The organism is Chitinibacter sp. ZOR0017, assembly GCF_000799095.1.
Lineage (GTDB): Bacteria > Pseudomonadota > Gammaproteobacteria > Burkholderiales > Chitinibacteraceae > Chitinibacter > Chitinibacter tainanensis.
Map to the genome: position 1 here is coordinate 140,857 of NZ_JTLG01000021.1, position 26,894 is coordinate 167,750.

Below are 26,894 nucleotides of genomic sequence, written 5' to 3' on the forward strand. Positions count from 1 at the left end.
GCTCCCCTCAAGGAGGGGACGGGAGGGGTGGGTATAGAACATCAAGGCTGCAGATTCAAAGCCTTCGCCCTTAGGCTCGGCTTTGCCGAGACTTGAAAAGTATTGCTCTTCCACTTGGTCAGCAGCCTGAGCCCGCCAAGGCGGGCTAGATAAATAAGACCTGATTACAGCACCTGCAAAATACCCGCAGCCCCCATGCCTGTGCCGATACACATCGTCACCATGCCATAGCTGCCGGCTTTACCCTGGCGGCGCAGGCCGTGGATCAGGGTGGCGGCACGAATGGCGCCGGTGGCGCCCAGCGGGTGGCCGAGCGCGATCGCGCCGCCGTTGGGATTCACCTTGCTCATATCCAGCCCCAGATCGCGGCTCACCGCCAGCGCCTGAGCAGCAAATGCTTCATTCAGCTCAATCCATTCCAGTTGATCTTGCTGCAGACCAGCAAGTTTCAAGGCGGCCGGAATGGCTTCTTTCGGGCCAATCCCCATGATTTCTGGTGGCACACCTTTGACGGCAAAGGTCACATAGCGGGCCAGCGGGGTCAGGTTGTACTCCTTCAGGATTTTCTCTGACACCACAATCAGCGCAGCCGCCCCATCCGACATTTGCGAGCTATTACCAGCGGTGACCGAGCCATTTTTTTGCGGGCTAGCAAATACTGGTTTGAGTTTGCCCAGTCCTTCAAGGCTAGTGTCGGCGCGCGGGCCTTCGTCAGCACTCAGTACCTTGGTGAAAGTTTCAACTTCACCGGTGGCCAGATTGGGCACCCGATAGGTAACTTCCAGCGGTGCGATTTCATCGGCAAATGCCCCATTGGCGGTGGCCGCTAAAGCACGGGTATGTGAAGCCAGGGCAAAGGCGTCTTGGTCTTCACGGCTAATCCCCCACTGGGTAGCCACTTTTTCCGCGGTCAGCCCCATGCCGTAGGCGATAGCTACATTTTCATCCCGCTCGTAAATCGAGCTACCGAGTGAGAGCTTATTACCGCCCATCGGCACCATCGACATCGATTCGGTACCCGCGGCGATCATGACATCGGCTTCACCGAGGCGGATTTTGTCGGCCGCCAGCGCCAGCGCATTAATTCCGCTAGAGCAAAAGCGATTGATGGTAATGCCGCCAACGGTATTGGGCAGGCCCGCCAGCAAGGCGCCAATCCGCGCCACATTCATGCCCTGCTCACCTTCGGGCATGGCGCAACCGACCACCACATCTTCCACTCGCGCCGGATCTAGCGCCGGCACTTTGGCCATCGCGGCGCGGATCACATGGGCCAGCAAATCGTCGGGCCGAACATTTTTAAGCATGCCGCGTGGCGCTTTGCCCACCGGGCTGCGCACGGCGGCGACCACATAAGCTTCCTGAATTTGTTTGCTCATTACGAGCTCCTCAAATAAATACGTCTAAGCCAGCTTGGGTTGGGTACTGCGTAGCAGCACTACCAAACGCGTTTTCGCTTGCTAGGGCTGCAGGATATTCCCCAACCCCAGCAAAGACCGCGCGTATAGGCCGCCAGCCCCACCTTAATTGCGCAGTGGTTTGTTAAATTCGATCATGTGCATGATGCGTTCCTGGGTTTTGCCCTTTTTCAAGAGCCCCATAAAGCGCTCACGCTCCAGTTTCAGAATCCAGTCTTCATTCACCAAGGTGCCGGCTTCAACATCGCCACCGGTCACCACTTCGGCGATTTGCATGCCGATATGGAAATCGTATTTGGAAATGAAACCACCTTCGAGCATATTGACCAGCTGCCCACGAATGGTTGCCGCGCCTGAGCGGCCGGCCACTGGGAAGGCTTTGGGTGGCATTGGCGCCCGATAGCCCGAGGCCGCCAGTGCCCGCACCTGCGCTTGAGCGACATACAGCAACTCGTTGGCATTCATCACCACGATGTCGGACTCGCGCAAATAGCCGATTTGCTGGCCTTCTTCGGCACTGGTGCCGACTTTGGCCGTTGCCATCGCCAGGTAAAAATCTTTCAGTGTTTCCAGGATATTGCCATTGCGCGCCAGCTTGGCCGCACGCTGGGCGAATTCTTTGCACCCGCCACCAGCTGGTAGCAGGCCAACCCCAACCTCAACGAGCCCGATATAGGTTTCCACATGGGCTACGACGCGGGCGCAATGCATGAGGAATTCGCAGCCACCGCCAAACGCATAGCCTTGCGCTGCGCCAACCACCGGTACTTTGGCGTATTTGATGGCCTGCGAAGTAGCCTGAAACTCGGCCACCATGTGCTCAATTGCCGCAAAATCACCGGTCATAAAGGCCGGACCCATACTGAGCAAATCGGCGCCCACCGAGAATGGCGCCTCAGGGTGCCAGATCACCAAACCTGGGTGGTATTGCTCGGCAAGCTTGATCGCTTCTTGCACTCCAGCCAATACCCCGGCCCCGATGCAATGGGCTTTGGTTTTAAAGCTGAGCACTGGCACATCTTGGCCACCTGTTGCGGTGGGTGGCAACCACATCCGTACGCTGTCATTTTCATACAGGGTTTGGCCATAATCTGGCGCCGCCTCGCCCAGCAAACGTGGTGGATAAAGCTGGCGCTGATACACCGGCAGATTCGAGCGCGCCTGCAAAGTATTCGCTGCCGCACTGTAGGAGCCAGCCGCAGCATGGACCCCCTCGCGCTGCATAACCCAAGCCGGCAGCGGCGTGGCCGACAGCGTTTTGCCCGCACTTATGTCAGCGGCAATGGCCGCCGCAACAGCTTGCCAGCCAGCCGCTTGCCACATTTCAAATGGGCCTTGCTGCCAGCCAAAACCCCAGCGGATCGCAAAATCCACATCACGCGCATTGTCGGCAATGTGCTCCAGCTGCACAGCGATGTAATGCCATACATCACGCAAGCAGGCCCACAAGAATTGGGCCTCAGGTAGCTCGGAGGCGCGTAGCGCCGCAAGCCGCGCAGCAGGGTCTTCGATTTTCAGCAGCGCCTTCACGGCATCGCTGGCTTTTTGACCGGCGGGGATGTACTCGCCCGCGCTTGGGTCGAGCATCAGCAGCTCTTTGCCATTCTTTTTGTAAATACCTGCCTTGGTTTTTTGCCCCAGCGCGCCATTGGCGATCAGGCCTTGCAGCCAATCTGGCGTTTTAAACAGGCCATGCCAAGGATCATTACCCAAGGTGTCGGTCATGGTTTTGACTACATGGGCAAAGGTATCAAGGCCGACCACATCGGCGGTACGGAAAGTGGCTGATTTGGGCCGCCCCAGCCGTGGGCCAGTTAGATCATCGACCACATCAAAGCGAATGCCGAAGGCTTGCGCATGATGGATGGTGGCCAGCATGGAAAAGACGCCAATGCGGTTGGCGATAAAGTTCGGCGTGTCTTTGGCACGCACCACGCCTTTACCTAGGCGCATCGTCAGGAAAGATTCAAGGGCATCCAGGGTATCGGCCTGCGAGCCTTGTGTCGCAATGAGTTCCACCAGATACATATAGCGGGGTGGATTAAAGAAGTGAATTCCGCAAAAGCGTGGGCGCACTTCAGCCGGCACACTGGCGGCCAGGCTTTCAATCGACAGGCCCGAGGTATTGCTGGCCAAGATCGCATGTGGAGCCAGATGCGGTGCAATCTTGGCATACAGATCGGCTTTCCAATCCAGCCGCTCGGCAATCGCTTCGATCACCAGATCACACTCTGCCAGCCGTGCCAGATCACTGCCGTAATTTGCGGCTTCAATCGCATCAACCCGCCCTGCCGACATTAAGGGAGCCGGCTTGAGTTTTTTCAGATTCTCCAGCGCTTTGAGCACGATCCCGTTTGGATCGCCCTGCGGGGCCGGCAAATCAAACAAAATGGTGGGAATGGAGGCATTGGCCAGATGGGCAGCAATTTGCGCCCCCATCACACCCGCGCCCAGAACCGCAACCCGGCGAATGGGCGCCGCGCCTTTGGGTGACAAAACAGCAGTCATTGTTGGAACCTCTATTGGGTGCAGAGCGCACCCGCAGCGAAAGCATCAGGTGGCTGCTGCTGCAGCCACCACCTGCCGGATTTTCCCGGCTACGCAAAGAGCAATGGGCTTAGAAACGATGGTTGTATTGCACACCCAGCGTTACTGAGCTGATGTCGTAATTACCGCGTACCGTCGCCCCGTTTTGGTCTTTCTGGGCGATGGTTGAGTTTTTCAGATCGACATAAATCGCGGTGAGATCCACCGATTGGGTTGGAGTGAAGGCATAGTTAGCCCCCAGCGCCACCCAGACCCGATCGCTATCGGGAATACTAGCGATGCGGTTTTGATCATTTTCTGGCGCGTTGTCATAGGCCAAACCGCCGCGCAAAGTCCATTTCTCGGTCGGTTTGTAGCTTACGCCCACCGAGTAACGGCTGGTGTCGTTCCAGTTGGTTGGGGTCACCGAATCAGCGGCACCATCAAGCTTGATGCGGATTTCATCAAAGCGTGAATGACGGGTCCAGGTGTAGTCAGCCATTACCGCCCATTGCTCATTGATTTGATGGAAGGCATTGAGCGAGAACGACTCAGGTGTTTCGACTTCCAGCGTGGCGGCTTTGTTTTTCAGCTGGGCATTCAGGCCTGCCTGAATCTGCCCGCCGGCGGCAGCACCCAGAGCACTGCTGGCAAAATTCTGCGGCACCGTGAATTTGGCATCCCCTTCCAGCTTATGCTTGATCGCCGAGCGATAGGCCACACCCACGCGAGTTGCGTCTGACAATTTAAACGTAGCGCCCAGATTGAAGCCGTAGCCGATATCGTCGCCGGTGACTTCCGAGCTGCCGTCATATTGCGTTTTGCTGGCCAGCGCCCGCATCAGCGCACTACAAGTTGCGGCAGGCACCGATTTACACGCGGTTGAGGCGGCCGAGAGGCCCAGATCAAGCTGTTTAGCGAGCTTACCTTCGATGTACTGCACGCTCACGCCAGCCCCGACGGTCACCATATCGTTAAACTTATAGGCCACGCTCGGGTTCAGATTGAACGTCATCAGTGAGCTTTCGGTGGTGTTGTAGCGGCCCACCCAATCTTTGCTGTAATCGGTGTGCGAACCAAACGGTACAAACATCCCTACCCCGACCGTCCAGCGATCATCAATCTGATGCGTCAGATACATATGCGGTACTGGCGTGGCAACACCAAAGCTGCCGCCATTGCTGCCCGTCACCGCCATCCCCGCTGCATTGGTGGAATTGGTGTTAGTAAAATTACCATCCGGAATGATGTAGTTGAGCACCCCAGATACTTGCGTGCCTTCAACTTGCGACATGCCGGCCGGGTTATAAAACAACACGGAAGCATCGGTCAGGCCGGCGGCACCGGCATTGGCAAAGCCCTGGTTGGATGCGCTTTGCGTGCCAAAGTTGTAGCCCGAAGCCAGCGCTTGGCCAGCCAGCAGCGCCGAGCCGACGCCAATCAGTTGCAGTGAGCGGCAAATCGTTTTCATGTTGTTTCTCCAGTGTGTGGTACGCACATTCCCGCCAGTTGTACTGGCAGAGCTTCTATTTATTCAAAACATCCACGCGAAGATTGCAATTGGATGACGCTGCTAATATAGGCAACGCGGCTCAAACAATCGTTCGCTTGATCGCATCTGGGTCTGCGTGTTGTAGATGCGCATCAAAATCATCCACCATGATCACCTCGCGTTTCAGCCGGCGGGCACGGCTGACTTGCGTAAACTCGGCCTCGGTAATCAGCCCTTTGCTGAGGGCTTCTTGCAAACGCTCGCTACTGGTCAGGGTTTTAAGCTGCCCTTCGCGGCCGGCCCGGCGCAATTTGCTCTCGATGCCTTCGGTTTCAATCACGGCTTGCAAGGCGTATTCCAGCACCCCGACTGAATCAGCTTCATCAGCTGGGCGATACATGTATTGCACCAGACGATCGCGGGCGCTTGATGGCTCCATCAGGCTACGGGCAATACGCGTACCTACCCGATCGGCCGGCGCTTTCATGCTCATCCCCAGCGGAAACACCACGCGCCGAGCCAGCCATGCCACCAAGCGATTGGGGTGATTGGCCAAAAACCCATTCATTGCTTCTTGGCAGTCATACAGCGCCATTTCCACTGCCCAGCGTACAAACGGACGATCTTCTTTCGGCTCACCGTCATCATGGAATTTCTTCAGCGCTGCGGTAGCGATATACAGGTTGGAGAGCATATCGCCCAATCGCGCCGAGAGCTTTTCTTTGAATTTCAGGCTGCCACCCAAAGTGCCCATTCCGAGGTCAGCCAGGAAGGCAAAGGCACTGGAAAGCCGGACAATATCGCGGTAATTTTGGGCGGTCGGGCCATCCTTGGGCGCCGACACCAGCCGCGCTCCGGTCAAGCCCATCCAGCAGGCACGCACGGCATTCGAGATTGCAAAGCCAATATGCCCGATCACCGCGGCATCAAATGCGGCTAGATCTTTATTCATTGCCGCGCGCAGCTCTTTGAGTACAAAGGGATGGCAGCGAATCGCGCCTTGACCAAAGATGATCATGCTGCGCGTCAGGATATTCGCACCTTCGACGGTGATTGCAACGGGCACAGCCTGATAGCCCAAGGCCAAGTAGTTGCGCGGGCCAATACACACCGCTTTGCCGGCATGCACATCCATCGCATCATTGATGGTTTTGCGCATACGTTCGGTATTGTGATATTTCAAAATACCGGAGAGCACCGAAGGTTTTTCACCTAAATCCAATGCCGTCAGCGCGAGACGTTGCGCAGCATCCATTTGATAGGTGTAGCCACCAATCCGCCCAAGGGCTTCATCTACCCCTTCAAAGCGACCGATCGACAAACCAAATTGGCTACGGATGCGGGCATATGCACCGGTGGTGTAAGCAGCGAGCTTGCCCGAAGCCACTGACATGGCCGGCAGCGAGATACAGCGCCCAACTGACAAACACTCCACCAGCATGCGCCAGCCTTGGCCAATATAAGATTGTCCTCCGATAACCCAATCCATCGGGATAAAGACGTCCTTCCCCCAGTTCGGGCCATTCTGGAAAGTGCTAGTGCCCGGATAATGACGACGGCCAATGTTCACGCCTTGGTGATTGGTGGGAATCAGTGCGCAGGTAATACCCACATCGTCCTTGGTGCCGACCAGATGATCGGGGTCGTACAATTTGAACGCCAGCCCAAGAATGGTGGCCACCGGCCCCAGCGTGATATAGCGTTTTTCCCAGGTTAGGCGAATACCCAGTACATTTTCATGCTGCTCGCCAGTACGTGGATCGGTATAGCTACCATGGCACACCACACCATAATCAGGAATCCCGCCAGCATCCGAGCCAGCTTCTGGGCTGGTAAGGGCAAAGCATGGAATTTCCTCACCCTTGGCTAGCCGCGGCAGATAGTAGTTTTTCTGCGCCTCGGTGCCATAGTGTTGCAGCAGTTCGCCTGGCCCCAGTGAATTGGGCACCATCACGGTCACGGCCGCGCTGCCTGAACGAGTGGCGATCTTGGTCACCACTCGTGCATGAGCGTAATTGGAAAACTCTTTGCCGCCATATTGCTTCTTGATAATCATGCCCAAGAAGCCCTGCTCTTTAATGAACTGCCACACCGCGGGCGGCAGATCTTTTTGCTCTTGGGTGATTTCCCAATCATTGAGCATGCGGCACAAATCTTCGGTCGGGCCGTTCAGAAAGGCCTCTTCCTCAGCAGAGAGCTTCGGGGCTGGGTAGCTATGCAGCTCTTTAAAGTCGGGCTTGCCGCTAAAGAGCTCACGATCCCACCACACCGTGCCGGCATCAATGGCCTCTTGCTCGGTTTGCGACATCGGCGGTGTAATCTTGCGGAACACGCCAAACAGCGGCCCCGTCAGCAGCAAGCGGCGCACTGGCGCCACATTCAGCAGTACGGCCAAAGCCAGCAGTCCATACAACCAGCCTGCCGCCGCATGGCCAGTAAAGACGGCATAGCCCGTCCCCAAAATCACGAGGAGCGAGCTTAACCACAAGGGGGCCTGGCAATAGGCCAGCACACCCAACAACAGCACGACAGTCAACACACACACTAACACCGACATGATGCGCTCCTTGGCTTACAAATGGCTGGGGCCAGTCAGGCCCGCAGTAATAAACGGCAACAACATATCCGCCACCAGCTGCGGATCACGCGAATTCACCATGGGCTGCGCCATAAACAGACGCAGCACGTGATTGCCGGCAAACGCGTTAAACATCGCACTGGTCACAAAATGAAAACGCCAGGCCACTTCTGCGCTACTGAGATGCGGCAGCGCACCTTCCAGCGCCAGCTGGTAGCGGCGCGTAAGATCGCCATAGCGTTGTGGCATTTTTTCTTTCAACACCGAATTCGGCTCCACATAGCTGCGGGCCAGCAGGCGCACAAACACCAAGCCGCCATGCTCGGGATTGCGCCCCATTTCTAGCGCCGCCGACAGAAAACTACTGGCGATCGCCATCGGGTCTTTGATCGCTGGCGTTTTTTCTAGCTCGGTGAGCTTGCCCAGCGACAGACGCACAAAAGGCTCGGCACGGCGCTCGAACACCGCCTGAAACAGCCCATCTTTGGAACCAAAGTAATAATTCACCGCGGCGATATTGACCTCGGCCGCTGCGGTGATCTGTCGCATCGACGTACCAGCAAAACCGTGTTCAATGAACAAAAGCTCGGCCGCATTTAAAATACGGGTCGCGGTATCCAGCGTTTTGCTGCTTTCCATCTTGGGACTCCAGTTTCCTGTAGTTGATCTAAATCAATTTCAAACGAGTGTTTGAAAATTAAAACTCGCCAGCACGCTTGTCAAGTAGCAAACCCTGAAATAGGGGTAATTGCTTAAGCCACCGTCACAGAGTTGCCACACTTATGCCGGACGACCACTACAGCCAAAATCGCCACCACCGATACCCCCCGCTTGTATTGATCTATAGCCCTTATCAAATAAGCATTTCAAGCCAATACACGCACAAACTTGCAACACACGAGCAAGTAGTCTGCTGCAAAGCAGCAAATTCAGCACCCACAATCACCTCGCTTGCCACGCACCAAAGCCGAAACCAGTACAGCATTAGGCTGGCGGCCTCCTGTGTACTCTCCATCCAGTTTTTGCAGCGCAAAAACGGCCAGAAAGGTAATTGAACAAATACTGTTACAGCTCACGACACCGCGGCGTAAAAATGCCACCCTGCGCGCGCCAAGCCGGCCAGCCGCCTGTGCTAAACTCGCGCCATCTGAATCACGGCCGCCACCATGTACGAATTTCTGATTGGCCTGCGCTACACCCGCACCAAACGCCGCAACGGCTTTATTTCCTTTATTTCACTGGTTTCAATGATCGGCATCGCGCTGGGCGTCGCAGCACTGATTATTGTGCTGTCGGTGATGAATGGGTTTCAGGAAGAAGTCCGCAACCGCATTTTGGGCATGGCCTCGCATATCACGATTAGTAGCGGTGGCAGCGCCTTGGTCGATTGGCAAAATGCCGCTCAAGTCGCGCAACAACACCCGCAAGTGATCGGCACCGCGCCGTATGTGCTGGGCCAGGGCTTATTCACCAATGGCTCGCAAGTCAAAGGAGTGTTGGTACGGGGCATTGACCCCGCCCAAGAAGGCCGGGTGAGCGAAGTGACGCAAAAAATGGTCGCCGGCAGCGCCGACAGCCTGCGCGCCGGTGAGTACTCGGTCATCTTGGGCTGGAATCTGGCGCAAGAGTTAGGCGTGACCTTGGGTGACAAAGTCACGCTGATTACCCCGCAAGGCCAGGTTACCCCCGCCGGGCTGATCCCGCGCCTGCGCCAGTTTACGATTACCGGCGTGTTTAAAGCCGATTACTATCCCTATGACGCCAATCTGGCGCTAATCCACCTACAAGATGCGCAGCGCCTCTATCGCACCGGCGATGGCGTAACCGGCGTGCGGGTGAAACTGGATGACCTATTTGCCGCCCGCCGCGTGGCGCAAGCCCTGAGCCAGCAGCTGCCCACGCTGATGGTGGCGGACTGGAGCCAAGAAAACCCCACCTATTTTCGCGCGGTGGAAATCGAAAAACGCATGATGTTTATTATTCTGACGCTGATTGTGGCCGTAGCGGCCTTTAATCTCGTCTCGACGCTGGTGATGGTGGTGACTGATAAACAAGCCGATATTGCCATCTTGCGCACCTTGGGCGCAGCGCCCGGCTCGATTATGAAGATCTTTCTGGTGCAGGGCGCAATGTCGGGCTTTATTGGCACGTTCACGGGTGTAGTGAGTGGCGTGCTGGTTGCGCTGAATATTGGCACCATTGTGCCCTTTATCGAGCGCATGCTCGGCGTGCGCTTTCTCTCGGCCGATGTGTATTTGATTACCGAATTACCGAGCAAAGTCATTCCTGGCGATGTCATCAGCATTGGCGTGATTTCGCTGCTGCTGTCTTTGCTGGCCACGCTGTATCCAAGCTGGCGAGCATCGCGGGTGAATCCGGCGGAGGCCTTGCGTTATGAATAAGCACCCCCAAAGCAACCCCGAGTGGGTATTACAGGCCAGCTGCCTTAGTAAAAGCTATCGCAGTGGCAAATTGAGCACGCCGGTGCTGCATAACATCGATTTTCGCCTCGCCCGTGGCGAAGTCGTGGCACTGGTTGGCGCCTCGGGCTCGGGCAAATCGACCCTGCTGCATTGCCTAGGCACGCTTGATCAGCCGGATAGCGGCCAGGTCTTGCTGAATGGGCAAGATCCATTTGTGCTGGGCGAGGCGGCTCGCGGGCAGTTACGTAATCAGGCGCTGGGCTTTGTGTATCAGTTTCATCACTTGCTGCCTGAATTTACCGCGCTAGAAAATGTGGCCATGCCGCTCATGATTCGTCGACTGCCGCGCCGCGAAGCGCAAGCCGCCGCGCAGCAAATGCTGGAACGCGTGGGCTTGGGCCACCGGCTGCATCATCAACCGGGCGAGCTATCAGGGGGCGAGCGCCAACGTGCCGCGATGGCACGGGCTCTGGTTACCCAGCCGGCTTGCGTGCTGGCGGATGAGCCAACCGGCAATCTGGATCGCCAAAACGCCGGCGCGATTTTTGATTTGATGCTGGAATTAGCCCGCGACACCGGCACCGGCTTTGTGATCGTTACACATGATCAAGAGCTGGCCAGCCGCTGTCAGCGGGTGGTGAAAATGCAGGACGGGCGTTTAGTCGATTAAGACACACATCAAGGTATATGTTTGAAGATATTAGAAATAAAAGACCTCAAGCATATACCCCACCCCAAGCCCGTTGCCGGCGCATCTCATAGAGGCAAATGGCGGTGGCATGGCCCACGTTGAGTGACTCAATCCCGGCCTGCATCGGAATCAAAATCTTATGTGTTGCCAAGCCCGCTAAGCCCGCACTTAAGCCCGCGCCCTCCGAACCCATCATCAGTAGCACCGAGCCGCGATAATGATTGCTGTACAAATCCCGCGCACTAGGGTCTAGCAACGTCGCAACTTTGCTGCCGTCATACGCGGCAACTAGCGCCGGTAAATCGGCCTGCGTTACGCAAGGCAACACCGCCTGCGCCCCCATCCCGGCACGCAAGACCTTGGGCGACCAAATATCCGCACATTGCGCGGATAGCCACACCTGCTCTACGCCGGCGGCATAGGCCGTGCGCAAGATCGCCCCGACATTGCCCGGGTCTTGCACCCCATCCAGCGCCAAGACAAAACCACTCGGCAACGCGGCGGGGGTCGTCGGGATGGCGGTTAAGGCCAAAATCCCGGTCGCGCTGGGTAAATCGCTTAATTTGGCAAACAGTGCATCGGGCACCAGCAGGATGCGACAATCGGCGCGCTGCGCGAGCTGTACAATCTCGGCAGATGCCTGGGCCGACTGACTCAGTACCAGCAAAGACAGCGTCTGCCCCGCGTCGAGCCAAGCCGCGACCAGATGCGTACCATCCAGTACCATCAAGCCGGTTTGGCTACGTTCGCGCCGGGATTGGATGAGTTTGCCCAATTGTTTGAGCTGGCCATTTTGGGCCGAGGTGATCAGTTCCATGCAGAATTACGCGGTGTGACGACGGCGGGCATTATGCGCCAAAGCCCGGCTGGTGAGGGTACTAATTTGTTTAAAGTGCTGATATTGAAAGTCGCTCACCGGCTGATTGCCGCCAGCATCGGCATACAGCAACCCAACGGGCTTATCGCTCACGAAAATCGACATCGCCACAAACTGATCAGCCCCCAGCTGCTCGCTAAACTGGATAGGCAACAGCGGCACATACTGCGCCAAGTTGCCACTGTTGAGCCAGATTGAAGCGGGTTTTTGCAGCAGACGGGTAAACAGATGTTGCTCCTGCAAGGGGATCACCAGCTGACGCAGCCCTTCGGTATGCTCGCCCTGCACATAGCGCATGCGCAGATTATTTTCCGCCGCCACAAACAAAGCAAAAGCGATCCGCCGCAAACCCAGCCCTTCGGCCAAGGCGCGGATCGCCAGCGACATCACTTGATTGGTCGGTGCACCTTGCAAACCTGCCAGATGCAGCGCCTGCATGCGCTCTACTAGGATATCTTTGCCCTGCTCTGCGCTTGCCGGTGCAGCCGCCTGCGCAGCTTGCGGCCATTCACCCGGCTGCATCACCAGCCAACGGGCTGAAGAATAAAACGGGGCATTGGCCGGCAACCGCCGAGTTTGCCGCACGATACATTTGCACAAGGTATTCCAAACTTCGCCGATTTCCTGTCCCAATACCGTCGCCATTGTCGCGAGCTGGGACTGGATATCCGGATCCCACCATCCGTTCTCGAGCTTTTCGAGCACTGGAATCATGGCTTTGAACAAAACATAGCGTGGCGTTGGTGCAGTCATTTCACCAACAAGCTCAATCACCACCGGCGGAAATTGCCAATGTTGTAATAACGCCGGAATATCGACCGCTTGCTGGCTGTGCTGCGGATCGAGCACTTTGGCCATTAAAGGCAAAATAGCGCGCAAAGTGAGTAATAGCGCAGCGGCCTGCACCTCATGCACTTTGGCGTCATAGCGCTGATCTGCCAGATCGCGGGCTACCCGGCGCAGCAATTGGGCATGAAACACCCATTTTTGCAGTAAGGCATATTCTTGCTGGCCATCTGGCAGCAAGACACTTTCGAGAGTGGCGTGGCGGCTAAAACGCTCCAGAAATGGCTCAACCCCAACCAGCAAGATAGCACTCTCAACGGAAGCGATATCGGCAGTTAAGCCGCCCTTCACCCGATCATTAACCAGACGTAATAACTGCGCAGTAAACAGTGGATCTTGCAAGACGACATCGGCGAGCTCCGCCGGCTTGACCCGATCAGCGCGCTTGGCCATCCCGGCAATCTGATTGCGCGAGGCTTGCATAATGGGCAGTGGCTTGGCAAACCAAGCACTGGTAGCAGCGGCTACAGTTGCCATATCAATAATGATCCATCTTTCCAGTCGTTAAGCGGGATAGTGCGGCTTGGCTCGGCATACGCCGTGCTAAATGAATTACTGAGCAAACAGCTACCCGGCTGCATTTGCTCTTGTGCTTGTTGCCAGACGTCATCCATCACCGCCGGTGAAAGATAGGCGTACACATAATCATAGTCAGAAAGGTCGAGCTGGCGATAATCCCGACGCCACCATTTCACGCGACTGGGCAGCGTGAGCTTGCCAAATAACCATAAGGGCCAGGCAATCTCGGTACCAAATAACTGTAAATCAGGGCGCTCTTTAGCCAGAAAGGCCAGTACGCGGCCATTGCCTGCGCCTATATCCAGAAAACGGCTATTGAGCGCCAGCTCTTGCGCCAAGGTTTGCAGCACCGCTTGTTCACTCAGAAACACCGGCACTCGGGTACGCGCCGCCATTCCAAATAAAAACCAGCTCACCGCCAAAGCCAGCAAGTACATGTAGGCTGGCAACTCCAGTAATTGGGCTATGAATATGAGCGGTAAAAACAGCAGGTGTATCCAGCGCCACCAAGGTTCAGCGTAATAGCGGCTGGCAAGGAAATACGCCACCACCAGGGCGAGCCCGAGTGCCAATAGGCTTGGCAAATGCGCAGCCAGCAATACAAGCAGGCACAAATAGGTAATCAGCTGGATGATGACGAAACGCGCCCAGCGATTAGTAAGAAGATTGCGCATGTTTATTGCGGCGCAGGAGCAGCTTCGCCAGGTGCCTCGGCCTGATCACCGGCTTGTTCACGGATATTGGTTTCCGCCTCTTTATTGAGCACCACAATGCTGATGCGCCGGTTGATCGGATTATAGATATTGTCTTTATCCAGCGGAATGACATCCCCGTAGCCGTTCACCCGCAGAATTTTCGCCGGATCTAAACCACCAATAATCAATTCGCGGCGGGAGGCATTTGCGCGCTCAGACGAGAGTTCCCAATTGGTAAACCCCGCGGCGCCACCGGCAAATTTACTGCTATCAGTATGCCCGGATAAAGAAACTGCATTAGGCACTTCATTGAGCAGCTGGGCGATTTCTTGCAAAATGCCGTGGGCAAAGGTTTCAAGCTCAGAGCTGCCCGATTTAAACATGGGGCGATTTTGCTCATCCACAATCTGAATGCGTAGCCCCTCGGCCACCATATCTAATTTGAGCTGATTTTTGTATTTGGCAAGCTCGGAGTTTTCCTTGATTTTATTATCCATCAAGGCTTCGAATTTCTGTTTCAACTCATTCAGCCGGCGCTTATCTTTAGCGGCCTCAGTCTGCGATGGTGGATCGCCTTTCTTGACCTGACCTGCTTGCTTGGTGAGGTCATTGCCGCCACCTTGGATTACGCTATCGGATGAACCAGAGCCTTCACCACCCGCATTGGCTACTTTTAAGGGATTCGCAAAGTAATCTGATACGCCTTTAAGATTACCCTTCGATACCGATCCCAGTAGCCACATCAGCAGAAAGAAGGCCATCATTGCGGTTACAAAGTCGGCATAGGCGATCTTCCAGGCCCCACCGTGGTGCCCGTGACCGCCTTTTTTGATTTTTTTTACAACTATGGGGCGCTGGGAATCATCGCTCATGCTTGCAACCTATTTCGCTCGTTACTTGCCTTTGGCGTTTTTAACAAACTCTTCCAGCTCTTTGAATGATGGCCGCTCGGTTGAACTTAGTGCTTTACGGCCAAACTCAACAGCCACCTGTGGTGCGTAGCCGTTCAGACTGGCGAGCAAGGTCGTTTTGATTGTGACCAGTACCTGGTGCATTTCAGCATTTTTGCCTTCAAGCACCGTCGCCAATGGGCCGACGAAACCGTAGGCCAGCCAAATCCCCATAAATGTCCCCACCAGCGCGGCACCAATCAATTTACCCAGCTCAGAAGGTGGCAAGTGCAGGGAGCCCATTACGTGTACTACCCCCATTACCGCGGCTACGATACCGAATGCCGGCAAACCATCGGCCAACTTCGCCATCGCCGAGGCCGGACCTTCCGCTTCATGATGGTGAGTATCGATCTCGACATCCATTAGATTTTCAATTTCAAACGGATTCAGATTTCCGCCGACCATTAAGCGTAGGTAATCGCAAATAAACTCAGTGACATGATGATCGTGCGAAACTTTGGGGTATTTGGAAAAGATGGGGCTCGCATGGGGGTCTTCAACATCACCCTCAATCGACATCAGACCTTCTTTACGAACTTTTGCCAGCAACTCAAACATGCAGGCAAATAAATCCATATAAAAGGCCTTGGAGTATGCCGAGCCTTTAAATACGGTTGGCAGGGCTTTTACGAAGGCTTTCATCCCTTTACCACCCTGAGCGGCAATCATCCCACCGATCGCACCACCAAAAATGATCACGATTTCCGATGGCTGCCATAGAACCCCCAAGTGGCCCCCATGCCATGCATATGCACCCAGAATACAGGTACACATGAATACATAACCGAGAATTACAAACATCCGATTTTGCCCTTGCCGAGGTTATAGTTTTACTGCATCTTCATATTAGAGTTGTGCATTGCAGTGAACAAGCCCTACTCCGTTAAAACAAGACACCCTGTCGCAATAGTGCACGCACAGGCGCAAATGAGGAGCGATGTGCGGGGCAGGCACCAAGCCGACTGAGCGCAGCTAGATGCGCGGCGGTGCCATAGCCTTTGTGCTTAGCAAAGCCATAACCGGGAAATTGCTGCTCAAGCGCTAACGCTTCGCTGTCTTTGGCCACTTTGGCTAATACCGAGGCCGCAGAAATGGCTTGCACTTTAGCATCGCCTTGCACAATAGCTTCGGCGGGCATGGTTAGTTTAGGTACACGATTTCCGTCGATCAGCACCTTTGACGGTAAAACACCCAGACCTGCCACGGCGCGCTGCATAGCCAGCATCGTGGCCTGCAGAATATTAAGCTCAACAATTTCGGCCACCGAGGCCTCTGCAACACACCAAGCAACGGCCTGCGTTTTGATCTGAACTGCCAATGCTTCGCGTTTTGAAGCACTTAGCTTTTTAGAATCGGTTAGCCCTGAAATTTGCAAACCATCCGGCAAAATAACCGCCGCAGCAAACACGGAGCCTGCTAATGGTCCACGGCCTGCTTCGTCCACACCGCAGAGCATTAACGGTTACCTAACATTTTATAAACTGCGGCGGCGGCTTTAGCGCCAGCATTGCAGCGCATGCCCACGTGTAAATCGGTGAATGCTTGCTCAACTTGCTGTCTAAGGGACTTATCCAAAAGATAATTACTCATCGATTGAGCTAGATTCTCTACCGTGGCTTCATCCTGTAAAAACTCTGGAATGACAAATCGTTTGGTAATGATATTGGGCAAGCTGACATAGGGTAGTAGGTACTTCCGCTTCACCAGCTTGTAAGTTAAATTAGAAAGCCGATATGCCACAACGGTTGGCTTTTTCGCCAACATCGCTTCAAGCGCAGCGGTGCCTGAAGCCAATAAAACTGCATCAGCAGCCACCATCGCTTCATGCGAGTGACCAAACATAAGACGCCAATTCAGCTCTTGCGCCCCTTTTCGCCACATCGTCTGCTCAAAAATCAACCGAGTTTCACGACTAACAAATGGCACCAGAAACGTAATCTTGGGAAAGCGTTCGGCCAAAACAAGCGCGGTATCGATAAACAATTCTGCTAGCGCGGCAACTTCGCGCTGCCGACTACCCGGCAGAATTGCTATAACTTCACCAACGGCTGGCAAATTCAGTACTTCGCGAACATTTGGCACGTTGATCTGCACTGCCATTTGGTCAGCCAAAGGATGGCCAACATAAGTAGAGGCAACACCAGCTTGATCGTAGATCTCTTTTTCAAAGGGCAGTAACAATAAAATATGATCAATTGCCGCCTTGATCTTTTTAATGCGTTCAGGGCGCCATGCCCAGATCGAAGGGCTGACATAATGCATTGTTTTAATGCCACGCGCTTTTAGGCGCCGCGCCAAGCCGATATTAAAATCAGGCGCATCAATCCCGATAAATAAATCGGGCCGAGCATGAAGACAGGATTTAACAAGGCGCTTGCGTAAGCGCAGCAATTCAGGCAAATGCTTCAAAACCTCGACAATGCCACCTACCGACAGAGTCTCGAGCGGCTCAATCGTTCGGGCGCCGTAGGATTGCATCTTCGGACCCGCCACTCCCCAAAATTCAGCATTTGGGTAAAGTGCTTTTATTTCATCAATTAAAGATGCACCAAGGGTATCGCCTGATGCCTCGCCAGCAACAATTGCAATTTTGGGCCACGCACCAGGGCTGAATTGAAACTCTGACATAGATTAACGAACAATGCCGCGTTTTGAACGCGCAAAAAAGTCAATGAAGTCTTTGAGAGCAGGTTCGCTCTCAGCCAACAGAGTGATTTGCGAGACGGCCTCATCATAAGCCAAACCACTGCGATACAAGAGCTTATAAGCTGCCTTGACTGCTTTCATGCCTGCTTCGGTGAAACCGCGACGCTTCATACCTTCTAGATTGAAGGCTCGTGCGACAGCACGATTACCCTCGCACATCACAAATGGAGGTAAATCCTGCACAATAATCGAACCGCCACCAGCCATGGCATGGGCACCAATCGTGCAGAATTGGTGAACCGCAGTGAGCCCACCCAGAATAACGTGATTACCTAGATGCACATGACCGGCCAACGTTGCACCATTCGCAAGAATTACGTGATCGCCAACCACACAATCATGGGCGATGTGGGCATAGGCCATCACCCAATTATGACTACCAACGGTAGTTACACCTGAATCCTGAGCTGTCCCAGTCGAAACAGTGACGCTCTGGAAAAAGGTGTTCTTATCACCGATCACTAGCTGGGTGGGTTCACCAGCGAATTTTTTGTCTTGCGGGTCACAACCGATCGCAGCAAATGAATAAAACCGGTTGCCTTCACCAATAGTTGTGTATCCCGCAATATTGCAATGCGAATCAATAATCGTATTGGCACCAATTTTTACGTTGGGACCAATCGTCGTAAAAGGGCCAATCCGGACACTTGGATCAATTTGCGCCGCGGGGTCAACCAAGGCCAGTGGATGAATCAAACTGTTATTCTGCATACCCACTCATTAAACTTCGCGTTGTGCGCACATCAAGTCAGCTTCACAAGCTAGCTCGTCACCCACATAGGCCTTCGCTGTGTACTTCCAAATACCACGCATTGATTTGGTAATCTCAGCAGTCAGGATCAACTGATCGCCAGGCACCACTTGGCGTTTGAATCGTGCATTGTCAATGCCAGCATAAAACAGAATGGTATTCGCCGAAGGCGGCGGCTGAATCGTTTTGAAAGTCAAAACGCCAGCGGCCTGAGCCAAGGCTTCCAGAATTAGCACACCAGGCATTACCGGGTAACCTGGAAAATGCCCCTGAAAAAATGGCTCATTAATCGTCACATTTTTAATTGCCTTAACCGACTTGCCTGGCTCCAATTCCAGCACGCGATCCACTAACAGAAATGGATAACGATGTGGCAAATGCTGCATAATTTCATTGATTTCAATTGGAGTCACTTTGTTCTTCCTGTCCCTGTTTTGCAACCTGTTTCTCAAGTTGTTTTAAGCGTTTTGCAATTCCATCTAACTTACGTAGATGCACCATATTTTTCAGCCAATCGGCATGCGGCACGACGGGCACACCTGAAGCATACACGCCAGGCTCGTGAATGCTCGATGGCACACCGCTCCCACCAAGAAGAGTAACGCCATCCGCAATTTTGAGATGCCCAGCAATGAGAGCACCACCACCAATCATACAATTACGGCCTATCTCGGCAGAACCCGCGATAGCAGTACAAGCAGCAATCGCAGTGTTTCGCCCAATCTTGACATTGTGTGCGACCTGAATTTGGTTATCTAAACGCACGCCTGATTCAATCACCGTATCATCAAGTGCACCGCGATCAATTGTTGTGTTAGCACCAATTTCTACATTGTCCCCAATAATGACTCTACCGATCTGGGGAATACGCTCCCAATGATCTCCAGCCCAAGCATTACCGAAGCCATCTGCGCCAATTACTGCACCGGAGTGAATCACACAATGTTCACCAATCTCCGAGTCAGCGTAAATGACTGCTCGTGGGTAGATTATTGTATTAGACCCAATTTTGGAGTTAGAACCGATAAACACCCCAGCTTTCAGTTGGACAAACTCTCCGAGTTTGACACCGGGCTCAACAACTACATGCGGACCAACCTCTACACCAACTGGAAGCACAACATCTTCGGCAATCACTGCACTAGGATGAACGCGATTATTACTGATTGGCAGTGGGTTAAAGTAGGCCGAGGCTCTAGCAAAAGCTAACGCAGGGTTAGAGCAAACAATATAGCTAACATCTACCGGCAAGCCTTCGTTAGTTTTAACGATCACCGCTTTACTTTTAGACGCAATTAATTCTTGTTTCTTTCTAAGGTCAGACAAAAACACTAAACGCTGTAAATCTGCGCTTTTCAAGGAGGCCACACCCGTAACTTCCCTATCAGCCCCTACCAATACGCCACCAATCATTTGAGCTAACGCGGACAATCTAATTAAACTCATGATTATTTATCTACCAGCAGCTTCAATACCTTGTCAGTAATATCCAAGCGTGGATTTCTGTAAACTGCATCTTGGAAAACAGCATCAAACTTCTCAGACTCTGCAATAGATCGGATAGCTGAATTGACCCGATCTTGCAAGCCTGACAATTCTTCGTTTCTTCTTGCATTCAAGTCTTCATTAATTTCACGCTGCATCCGCTGAAAATCTTGATTTAGCTTTAAAAGTTCACGTTCTTTAACTCTTCTCTCTGCTTCAGGCAAAGCCCCTTTGTCGAGCAACTGTTGCAGCGCCTTGCCCTGAACTGAAATTTTTTGCAGCTCTACTCGGCGAGGCTCAAACTCTTTTTCAATTTTTTTTGCCGCCCGCACGGCCGGAGAGGCTTCGCGCAAGATTCTTTGGGTGTCAACAAAACCTATTTTAACATCAGCCATAGCTGAAGTAGCAAAGATTGCCATAAGAGTAGCAATGAGTACTTTAAACATTTTCATAGTCACAATCCTTAAAACACCTGCCCAAGCTGGAATTGAATAGACTGGGTCTTATCACCATCTTTAGCATTGATTGGTTTTGCCCAAATCAGCTTAATAGGTCCAACAGGTGCAATCCAGGTAAAGCCAATACCCGCTGAATACTTTAAATCGCCAAAGTCAAACGCATGAGCATCATCCCATACATTACCCACATCAAAGAATGCACTAAGCCGCATTGAACGATCATCTTTCATCCCTGGAAGCGGCGCGTAGAACTCAAAGTTATTCACAAATCGGGAAGTCCCACCCAACGCGTCACCATTTTCATCCTTAGGACCTAATGAAGATGACTTAAAGCCCCTCACCGAATTCACACCGCCGGCATAATAGTTTTTATAGAATGGCAACTCATCACCAGCATAGCCATCACCATAACCTAACTCGACATTCCACATGAATGTCACAGGACTTTTTGCACCGAAAGAGTAAAAGAATTGGCTTTGCGCCGTTGATTTATAGTAAGCAATATCAGAAATAGGAGTAGATAGCTCCAGATTCACACGGCGATACCAACCGGAAGAAGGAAATATCGCCGAATCACGTCCATCTGCAGCCCAACTGGCAGTTAATGAGTATGTATCCGATGTTGAACCATATTTCTTGACATGATCATGCACGTACTGAGGTGAATTTGAATTGGTCATAATCTTAAGGTTTTCATAACCAACGCCCAAACCAATCGAATTATAATCACTAGTTGGCATCCCAAAGCTTAAGTTCAGACCTTTGGCATCGGTTGAATAATCACCTAAATCAAGCTCATCTGGGTTTGTTTTACGCTGATAAAGACTCCAACCAAAACTCACACCATCCGTAGTCGCATATGGATTCTTCATTGAAGCTGAATATGCTTGCTGTGACTTACTGGTATTCATTTCAATAGAAAAACGCTTACCAGTACCTAAGAAATTATTTTGGGCCACCGCCACCTGCAATAACAACCCATCCGACTGGCCATAGCCTACACCGAAGTTGAAATTACCAGTTTTCTGTTCTGCAACAATGACATTCATATCAACCTGATCAACCGCATCAGGTACAATCGGAGTTTCAATATTTACTTCGGAAAAAAAGCCCAATTGTTGCAAACGTTCCTTGGAACGTTTGATTTTGGACTGATCATACTCAGCAGACTCCATCTGTCGTAATTCACGACGAATAACCTCATCCCGTGTCATCGTATTGCCGGAAATATTAATTCGGCGCACCGTGGTTTTCTTACCTGGGTCTACCATAAAGTTAATCTGGACCGTTTTCTTCTCATCATCCACTTCAGGGACAGGGTTTATATTGGCAAACGCATAGCCCTGATTGGCAAGTTGATTTGAAATCTCAGCAGCTACCTTATTGACCGATTCTCGCGAATAGATTGCACCAGCGGTGAGTTGCGCCAAAGCTGGTTTGAGAGCCTCTTGAAACTCCGGCGCCGTTACGATCAAACCTGAGCCGGCCACCTTATACTGCTCACCTTCACGAATATTTACGGTGAGGAACACATCCATCTTGTCTTCAGACAAAGAGACATTAGTTGATTCGATATTGAATTTCAGATAGCCATTGTTAAGATATAAGGACTTAATGGCTTCGAGATCTGCGCCGAACTTTTGCTTGGAGTATTGGTCGGTTTTGGTATACCACGTCATCCAACCACCCAGGGTCAGTGACATCGCGTTCTGCAAGTCGCTGTCGGTATAAACGGTGTTGCCAACAAAGTTGATCCCTTTAATGCGGGCGACATCGCCTTCTTTGATGTCGATCTGAATGCCAACTCGATTACGGTCCAACTTGGTTACCGTCGGCACAAGCTCAACGGTATAGCGCCCGCGTGCGTAGTATTGCTGCTTTAATTCATTGATGGCGTTAGTCAGCACTTCTTGCTGAAAAATCTTACCCTCAGCTAGATTTTGTGATTTGAAGGCGGTTTTAACCTGGTCTTTTTCGATCAGTTTGGCGCCATTGATATTGATCTGTGAAATCGTAGGCCGTTCATCCACGGTCACTACCAGCACATCTTGCTCGGCTTCGATCCGGACATCATCAAAAAAACCGGTCGCAAACAGGCTGCGAATGGCTTCGCTGGCTTTTGCATCATCAAAGCGCTCGCCCACTTTAACGCCTAAGTAATTGAATACCGTACCGGCATCAGTGCGCTGCAGACCTTCTACGCGGATATCTCGCACAGTGAAGGCATCAAATGCCCAAGCATTCAGCGACACAGTAGTGAGTGCCGCGGTGAGCAGCATATACATCGGTTTCAATTTCATGTTTATCGTCTATGCAAGCAGATCAATGAAGCAACAACCGAGTGACATCATTAAACAATGCCACGGCCATAAGGGTGAGTAACAAGGCAAGACCAATGCGCTGCAGCCATTCCGTGAGCGCTACAGACACAGTCTTACCCGTTAGTAATTCGTAGCTATGATACAGCAAATGCCCACCGTCCAGTATTGGCACGGGCAGCAGATTCAATACGCCAAGGCTTATGCTAATCAGCGCCAAAAACTGTAAATAGGCCAGCCACCCTAGCTGCGCACTTAGGCCGGCGTATTCGGCAATCCCAAGCGGGCCGCTGATTTGCTTTGGAGAAAGCGTGCCCACCAGCATTTTGCCGAACATCTGCACCGTCATCAGTGACATTTGCCAGGTTTTTTCAGCGCCCACCCACAGCACGGCGGGCATAGCGTATTGCTCCTGCACCAGTTGCTGCTGATTAAAGGCTGCATCTGCCCGCGGCGAGATCCCCAGTCTTGGCTGCGACGAGCCATCGGCCTGGGTCGCCATGGCCGGCGTCACTTGAAATTGCAATTGCCGATCTTGGCGGTCAACGCGCAGGTTCAAAGGGCGTCCAGCGCTGGATTTCACTGCCGATTGCACGGCAGACCAATCTGCAACCAGATGTCCATTAATCTGCACGATACGATCACCGGCTTGCAATCCAGCTTGTGCCGCGGCACTCCCAGCCTGCACTTCTTCAATCACCGGCAAGAGTGCAAATGGGCTCAAACCCAAGCGCAGTAATAGTTGCTGATCGAACTCTTCGCGGGGCAGTTTGCTGAGCTGCAAGTCGATCATTCGCTCGCCACCTGCTCGTGATTGCACTTTAAGCGCAACCGATTCATTCCCCGCCTCGGCAAACAGCGCAATTTGTAATTGCTCCCATGTGGCCACCGGCTGGTCGGCCACGGCCAGCACCTTATCGCCGCTGACTAAGCCCGCCTGCGCGGCAATACTGGCAGGTGTCACCATGGCAACTCGCGCCTGCATGGTCGGCACACCATGCCAATAGCAGAGCGAAAAAGCCAGTACCGCAAAAATCAAATTTGCCAGCGGCCCAGCGGCCACGACAGCGATTTTTTTCCAAGGCGCCTGCCGATTAAAGGCGCGCTGGCGTTGACCGGCCTCGACCGGCGCTTCACGCTCATCCATCAGCCGGACAAAACCACCCAATGGGATTAAAGCAATCTGCCAAGTGGTTTCACCACGCTGCCACTGCCAAATTGGACGCCCAAAACCAATCGAAAAAGTTAATACCCCCACCCCGCATCGCTTGGCAACCCAATAATGACCGTACTCATGGACAAATACCAGTAGACCAATTGCCAGAACAAAGGAAAGCAGGGTAATCATACTTAGCTCCAGCGTCCAATCAGCTGCAGCGCAGTGCTACGCGCCAGTTGATCGGCCGCCAGCAAGGCTTCTAGTGATTCATCACTCACGGCGTGGCACTGTTCCACCGTGGCGGCAATCAGCTCAGGGATCTGCGTAAAGCGGATGGCACCCGCAAGGAAATACTCCACTGCCACCTCATTGGCCGCATTCAGTACGGCCGGAGTTGCGCCACCTTGCGCAATGGCAGCAAACGCATGGGCCAAGCAGGGGAAGCGCTCTAGATCTGGCGCTTCAAATTCCAAACGGGCAATACTGAGTAAATCCAGTGGCTTCACGCCGGCTGCGATCCGCTCAGGGTAGGCTAGGCCATAGGCAATCGGTGTACGCATATCCGGCGTGCCCAGCTGGGCCATTACCGAGCCATCGCGATATTGCACCATGGAGTGAATGACGCTTTGTGGGTGCACAATCACCTCAATCTGGGCTACCGGCGCATTAAACAACCAGTGCGCCTCGATAACTTCCAAGCCTTTATTCATCAGGCTGGCGGAATCCACCGAGATTTTCCGCCCCATGGACCAATTTGGGTGTTTTACCGCTTCTGCTGGTGTAATACTCGCCAGCGTTTCTGCAGGCCGGGTGCGGAACGGCCCGCCAGAAGCCGTCAGGATAAGTTTATCGACTCCGGCAGTAGTCAAAGACTGCTGGTAGGGATGCTCGCGGTAGCTTTCTGGCAAAGACTGGAATATAGCGTTGTGCTCACTATCAATCGGCAGCAGTACCGCTCCCGAGGCGGAAGCGGCCTGCATAAACAGACGACCAGCCAAGACCAAAGTCTCTTTATTGGCCAGCAAAATGCGCTTGCCAGCTTTGGCCGCTGCTAAGGTTGCTGGCATACCGGCCGCGCCAACGATCGCAGCCATCACTGCGTCAACTTCGGGCGCAGTAGCAATCGCAATCAAGGCATCTGCCCCGCACAACACCTCAGTGAGGCAGTGCGCCGCCTTCAGTGCAGCTGCAATGCTGGTGGCAGCAGCGGCATCCAGCACCACCAGATAACGAGGATGATGCTGTAACGCAATTTGGATGAGTTTTTCTACCTGCGTGGCGCCACTAATCGCAAACACACGATAGCGCTCTGGATGACGGGCAATAACATCAAGGGTACTTTGACCGATGCTGCCAGTTGCACCAAGAATGCAAACATTCTGCGGTCCGACGGACATAGCGTTCCTACTAAGGCAAATTTCAAATAGAACTTAATAAGTAGATAGCGGCACTAACCGGCAATATCGCCAGCAAGCTATCAATACGATCCAGCACGCCGCCGTGCCCTGGCAGTAGACGGCTGCTATCTTTAATGCCCGCTTGGCGCTTAAAGAGTGACTCTAGCAAATCACCCATGACGCTTACTGCGGTCAGCAGGAGTGCAATCAAGAGCCAGAGCGCGGCTTGCGACAATGGGGAATCAAACTCAGGCGAGCCCACCAACAAGGCAAATGGCTTAGGCAAGAGTTGTACATACACAATCACCGCCAGCGTACCGCCCACTACCCCTTCCCAGCTTTTACCGGGGCTGATGGTCGGCGCCAGTTTGTGTTTGCCAAATGCCTTACCACTAAAATACGCAAAGGTATCGGCAATCCAAGCCACCATGAATACGGCCAACAAAGTAATACCGTCTGGGTGCAAGACAATCATTGCCATTGCCGCCGGTACTAGCAGCGCCATACCCAGCAAAGCATTGAGGTTACCCGCCTGTTGCAATACCCATTTTTTGCGCAGCCATACCGGCACGATCAGCACCCAGAAGCCCGCAGCGGCATACAAGAGCCCCACCCGCATCATGCCTGGTAGGCCATACCATGCCAGCAAAAACACCAGCGGCACCAAGGCCGGATAGATGCGAGCCAACCAGCCTTTCATCCCAGAGAGCGACTGCCACTCCCAAGCGGCCACCGCCAACAAACCTGCGCAAAACAAATTCCAACCCTGTGGAGGCAGCCAGAACAGCGCCGCCGCCACCAATGGAAATAGTACACAGGCCGTTAAAATACGAGATTTAAGCATTGTCTTCGCTCAATTGCTCACTGATTCGCCCAAAACGGCGCTCGCGCTGCTGATACCAGGCAATCGAATCAAATAGCTCGGCGCGGCCAAATTCTGGCCAGGCCAAATCAGTAAAGAAGAGTTCGGTATAAGCTAGCTGCCAGAGCAGGAAATTACTGATCCGCTGCTCACCACCGGTGCGAATAAAGAGATCAGGATCCGGGGCATAATTCATCGCCAAATACGGAATCAGATCTTCGGGGGTATAGCTTTCCAGCTTTTCCGGGGCGTGGCGTAGCAGCGCTTTGGTTGCCTGAGTAATATCCCACTGGCCACCATAATCGGCGGCAATAGTTAGGCAAAGGCCGGTATTAGCGGCGGTTTTGCGCTCAGCATCGTCAATCATGGCCACCAGCTCGGCTGAGAACTTCTCACGACTGCCAATGATCTTGAGGCGGATATTGTTGCGCTGCATGCGCTCGATTTCGCTATTGAGCACCTGCAAGAAGAGCCCCATCAGGAAGGAAACTTCTTCGGCCGGTCGGCGCCAGTTCTCGCTCGAAAACGCAAATACGGTCAGATAACCGACTTTCAGCTCATCACAAGCCCGAATTACTTCCCGCAGCGCATCGACGCCTTTTTTGTGTCCATACACCCGGGGCATCATGCGTTTTTTGGCCCAGCGGCCATTGCCATCCATGATGATGGCAATGTGCTGGGGTAGCTTGCCCTGCCGGATATCGACAGGTTCCTGCTCGCTTGCGCGATTAAACAAAGCC

Annotated in this window: 23 protein-coding genes; 2 read left to right on the plus strand and 21 right to left on the minus strand. The window is 53.2% G+C overall.

Annotation, left to right across the window (positions count from 1 at the left end; all coding sequences use genetic code 11):
• Positions 1-164: 164 nt before the first annotated feature.
• The 5 genes from L991_RS07650 to L991_RS17915 form a co-directional block, all read right to left on the minus strand.
• Positions 165-1,379, minus strand: a complete 1,215-nt coding sequence (locus tag L991_RS07650) for an acetyl-CoA C-acyltransferase (RefSeq protein ID WP_028448958.1) — start codon at positions 1,377-1,379, stop codon at positions 165-167.
• Positions 1,380-1,523: 144 nt separating this feature from the next.
• Positions 1,524-3,926, minus strand: a complete 2,403-nt coding sequence (locus L991_RS07655) for a 3-hydroxyacyl-CoA dehydrogenase/enoyl-CoA hydratase family protein (RefSeq protein ID WP_052190721.1) — start codon at positions 3,924-3,926, stop codon at positions 1,524-1,526.
• A 109-nt stretch (positions 3,927-4,035) separates the two neighbouring features.
• Positions 4,036-5,415, minus strand: coding sequence for an OmpP1/FadL family transporter (locus L991_RS07660; protein WP_047393775.1), 1,380 nt, complete (start codon positions 5,413-5,415; stop codon positions 4,036-4,038).
• A gap of 121 nt (positions 5,416-5,536) precedes the next feature.
• Complete coding sequence (locus tag L991_RS07665) at positions 5,537-7,993, minus strand: acyl-CoA dehydrogenase (protein ID WP_047393777.1); 2,457 nt, start codon at positions 7,991-7,993, stop codon at positions 5,537-5,539.
• A gap of 15 nt (positions 7,994-8,008) precedes the next feature.
• On the minus strand, positions 8,009-8,653 hold the full coding sequence (locus L991_RS17915; protein ID WP_028448954.1) for a TetR/AcrR family transcriptional regulator: 645 nt from the start codon (positions 8,651-8,653) through the stop codon (positions 8,009-8,011).
• A gap of 527 nt (positions 8,654-9,180) precedes the next feature.
• On the opposite strand from L991_RS17915, the gene L991_RS07675 reads away from it, so the two are divergent.
• Together L991_RS07675 and lolD are read left to right on the plus strand one after the other, a co-directional pair.
• On the plus strand, positions 9,181-10,416 hold the full coding sequence (locus L991_RS07675; protein WP_047393778.1) for a lipoprotein-releasing ABC transporter permease subunit: 1,236 nt from the start codon (positions 9,181-9,183) through the stop codon (positions 10,414-10,416).
• Positions 10,409-11,107, plus strand: coding sequence for a lipoprotein-releasing ABC transporter ATP-binding protein LolD (gene lolD / locus L991_RS07680; RefSeq protein ID WP_047393779.1), 699 nt, complete (start codon positions 10,409-10,411; stop codon positions 11,105-11,107). The genes L991_RS07675 and lolD overlap by 8 nt, the downstream gene beginning before the upstream one ends.
• 46 nt (positions 11,108-11,153) lie before the next feature.
• Here the strand turns inward: lolD and L991_RS07685 are convergent, their stop codons facing one another.
• The 16 genes from L991_RS07685 to uppS form a co-directional block, all read right to left on the minus strand.
• Positions 11,154-11,945, minus strand: a complete 792-nt coding sequence (locus tag L991_RS07685; protein WP_047393781.1) for an RNA methyltransferase — start codon at positions 11,943-11,945, stop codon at positions 11,154-11,156.
• A 6-nt stretch (positions 11,946-11,951) separates the two neighbouring features.
• On the minus strand, positions 11,952-13,328 hold the full coding sequence (locus tag L991_RS07690) for an HDOD domain-containing protein (protein WP_047393783.1): 1,377 nt from the start codon (positions 13,326-13,328) through the stop codon (positions 11,952-11,954).
• Entirely contained in the window at positions 13,316-14,044 is a 729-nt protein-coding gene (locus tag L991_RS07695; RefSeq protein WP_052190722.1) for a class I SAM-dependent methyltransferase, read from the minus strand. Before L991_RS07695 ends, L991_RS07690 begins: the two co-directional genes overlap by 13 nt.
• Before the next feature lie 2 nt (positions 14,045-14,046).
• Positions 14,047-14,937 carry a flagellar motor protein MotB gene (gene motB, locus L991_RS07700; protein ID WP_051258697.1) on the minus strand — a complete coding sequence of 297 codons (891 nt, stop codon included), beginning with the start codon at positions 14,935-14,937 and terminating at the stop codon, positions 14,047-14,049.
• A 21-nt stretch (positions 14,938-14,958) separates the two neighbouring features.
• Positions 14,959-15,819 carry a flagellar motor stator protein MotA gene (gene motA, locus L991_RS07705; protein ID WP_028448949.1) on the minus strand — a complete coding sequence of 287 codons (861 nt, stop codon included), beginning with the start codon at positions 15,817-15,819 and terminating at the stop codon, positions 14,959-14,961.
• Positions 15,820-15,901: 82 nt separating this feature from the next.
• Entirely contained in the window at positions 15,902-16,474 is a 573-nt protein-coding gene (gene rnhB / locus L991_RS07710; protein WP_047393784.1) for a ribonuclease HII, read from the minus strand.
• Positions 16,474-17,646: a lipid-A-disaccharide synthase gene (gene lpxB, locus L991_RS07715; RefSeq protein ID WP_047393785.1), complete on the minus strand. Its 1,173-nt coding sequence runs from the start codon at positions 17,644-17,646 to the stop codon at positions 16,474-16,476. Before lpxB ends, rnhB begins: the two co-directional genes overlap by 1 nt.
• A gap of 3 nt (positions 17,647-17,649) precedes the next feature.
• The gene (gene lpxA / locus L991_RS07720) at positions 17,650-18,435 is read right to left on the minus strand and encodes an acyl-ACP--UDP-N-acetylglucosamine O-acyltransferase (protein WP_047393787.1); all 786 of its coding nucleotides are present in this window, start codon (positions 18,433-18,435) and stop codon (positions 17,650-17,652) included.
• A gap of 9 nt (positions 18,436-18,444) precedes the next feature.
• The gene (gene fabZ / locus L991_RS07725) at positions 18,445-18,888 is read right to left on the minus strand and encodes a 3-hydroxyacyl-ACP dehydratase FabZ (RefSeq protein WP_255350775.1); all 444 of its coding nucleotides are present in this window, start codon (positions 18,886-18,888) and stop codon (positions 18,445-18,447) included.
• Positions 18,875-19,921, minus strand: a complete 1,047-nt coding sequence (gene lpxD / locus L991_RS07730) for a UDP-3-O-(3-hydroxymyristoyl)glucosamine N-acyltransferase (RefSeq protein ID WP_047393788.1) — start codon at positions 19,919-19,921, stop codon at positions 18,875-18,877. Before lpxD ends, fabZ begins: the two co-directional genes overlap by 14 nt.
• 2 nt (positions 19,922-19,923) lie before the next feature.
• On the minus strand, positions 19,924-20,412 hold the full coding sequence (locus L991_RS07735) for an OmpH family outer membrane protein (RefSeq protein ID WP_047393790.1): 489 nt from the start codon (positions 20,410-20,412) through the stop codon (positions 19,924-19,926).
• Positions 20,413-20,423: 11 nt separating this feature from the next.
• Positions 20,424-22,718: an outer membrane protein assembly factor BamA gene (bamA, locus tag L991_RS07740; protein ID WP_047393791.1), complete on the minus strand. Its 2,295-nt coding sequence runs from the start codon at positions 22,716-22,718 to the stop codon at positions 20,424-20,426.
• Positions 22,719-22,740: 22 nt separating this feature from the next.
• Positions 22,741-24,084 carry an RIP metalloprotease RseP gene (gene rseP, locus L991_RS07745; RefSeq protein ID WP_047393793.1) on the minus strand — a complete coding sequence of 448 codons (1,344 nt, stop codon included), beginning with the start codon at positions 24,082-24,084 and terminating at the stop codon, positions 22,741-22,743.
• Between the two features lie 2 nt (positions 24,085-24,086).
• Positions 24,087-25,292: a 1-deoxy-D-xylulose-5-phosphate reductoisomerase gene (gene ispC, locus L991_RS07750; RefSeq protein WP_047393794.1), complete on the minus strand. Its 1,206-nt coding sequence runs from the start codon at positions 25,290-25,292 to the stop codon at positions 24,087-24,089.
• Between the two features lie 22 nt (positions 25,293-25,314).
• Positions 25,315-26,136: a phosphatidate cytidylyltransferase gene (locus L991_RS07755; RefSeq protein ID WP_047393796.1), complete on the minus strand. Its 822-nt coding sequence runs from the start codon at positions 26,134-26,136 to the stop codon at positions 25,315-25,317.
• Entirely contained in the window at positions 26,129-26,815 is a 687-nt protein-coding gene (uppS, locus tag L991_RS07760; RefSeq protein ID WP_197053845.1) for a polyprenyl diphosphate synthase, read from the minus strand. Before uppS ends, L991_RS07755 begins: the two co-directional genes overlap by 8 nt.
• Positions 26,816-26,894 lie beyond the last annotated feature (79 nt).

Excerpts from the sequence above, each read along its gene's own strand:
- L991_RS07650 (WP_028448958.1), bottom strand. The coding sequence starts at position 1,379 with ATGAGCAAACAAATTCAGGAAGCTTATGTGGTCGCCGCCGTGCGCAGC.
- L991_RS07655 (WP_052190721.1), bottom strand. The coding sequence starts at position 3,926 with ATGACTGCTGTTTTGTCACCCAAAGGCGCGGCGCCCATTCGCCGGGTT.
- L991_RS07660 (WP_047393775.1), bottom strand. The coding sequence starts at position 5,415 with ATGAAAACGATTTGCCGCTCACTGCAACTGATTGGCGTCGGCTCGGCG.
- L991_RS07665 (WP_047393777.1), bottom strand. The coding sequence starts at position 7,993 with ATGTCGGTGTTAGTGTGTGTGTTGACTGTCGTGCTGTTGTTGGGTGTG.
- L991_RS17915 (WP_028448954.1), bottom strand. The coding sequence starts at position 8,653 with ATGGAAAGCAGCAAAACGCTGGATACCGCGACCCGTATTTTAAATGCG.
- L991_RS07675 (WP_047393778.1), top strand. The coding sequence starts at position 9,181 with ATGTACGAATTTCTGATTGGCCTGCGCTACACCCGCACCAAACGCCGC.
- lolD (WP_047393779.1), top strand. The coding sequence starts at position 10,409 with ATGAATAAGCACCCCCAAAGCAACCCCGAGTGGGTATTACAGGCCAGC.
- L991_RS07685 (WP_047393781.1), bottom strand. The coding sequence starts at position 11,945 with ATGGAACTGATCACCTCGGCCCAAAATGGCCAGCTCAAACAATTGGGC.
- L991_RS07690 (WP_047393783.1), bottom strand. The coding sequence starts at position 13,328 with ATGGCAACTGTAGCCGCTGCTACCAGTGCTTGGTTTGCCAAGCCACTG.
- L991_RS07695 (WP_052190722.1), bottom strand. The coding sequence starts at position 14,044 with ATGCGCAATCTTCTTACTAATCGCTGGGCGCGTTTCGTCATCATCCAG.
- motB (WP_051258697.1), bottom strand. The coding sequence starts at position 14,937 with ATGAGCGATGATTCCCAGCGCCCCATAGTTGTAAAAAAAATCAAAAAA.
- motA (WP_028448949.1), bottom strand. The coding sequence starts at position 15,819 with ATGTTTGTAATTCTCGGTTATGTATTCATGTGTACCTGTATTCTGGGT.
- rnhB (WP_047393784.1), bottom strand. The coding sequence starts at position 16,474 with ATGCTCTGCGGTGTGGACGAAGCAGGCCGTGGACCATTAGCAGGCTCC.
- lpxB (WP_047393785.1), bottom strand. The coding sequence starts at position 17,646 with ATGTCAGAGTTTCAATTCAGCCCTGGTGCGTGGCCCAAAATTGCAATT.
- lpxA (WP_047393787.1), bottom strand. The coding sequence starts at position 18,435 with ATGCAGAATAACAGTTTGATTCATCCACTGGCCTTGGTTGACCCCGCG.
- lpxD (WP_047393788.1), bottom strand. The coding sequence starts at position 19,921 with ATGAGTTTAATTAGATTGTCCGCGTTAGCTCAAATGATTGGTGGCGTA.
- L991_RS07735 (WP_047393790.1), bottom strand. The coding sequence starts at position 20,412 with ATGAAAATGTTTAAAGTACTCATTGCTACTCTTATGGCAATCTTTGCT.
- bamA (WP_047393791.1), bottom strand. The coding sequence starts at position 22,718 with ATGAAATTGAAACCGATGTATATGCTGCTCACCGCGGCACTCACTACT.
- rseP (WP_047393793.1), bottom strand. The coding sequence starts at position 24,084 with ATGATTACCCTGCTTTCCTTTGTTCTGGCAATTGGTCTACTGGTATTT.
- ispC (WP_047393794.1), bottom strand. The coding sequence starts at position 25,292 with ATGTCCGTCGGACCGCAGAATGTTTGCATTCTTGGTGCAACTGGCAGC.
- L991_RS07755 (WP_047393796.1), bottom strand. The coding sequence starts at position 26,136 with ATGCTTAAATCTCGTATTTTAACGGCCTGTGTACTATTTCCATTGGTG.
- uppS (WP_197053845.1), bottom strand. The coding sequence starts at position 26,815 with ATGGATGGCAATGGCCGCTGGGCCAAAAAACGCATGATGCCCCGGGTG.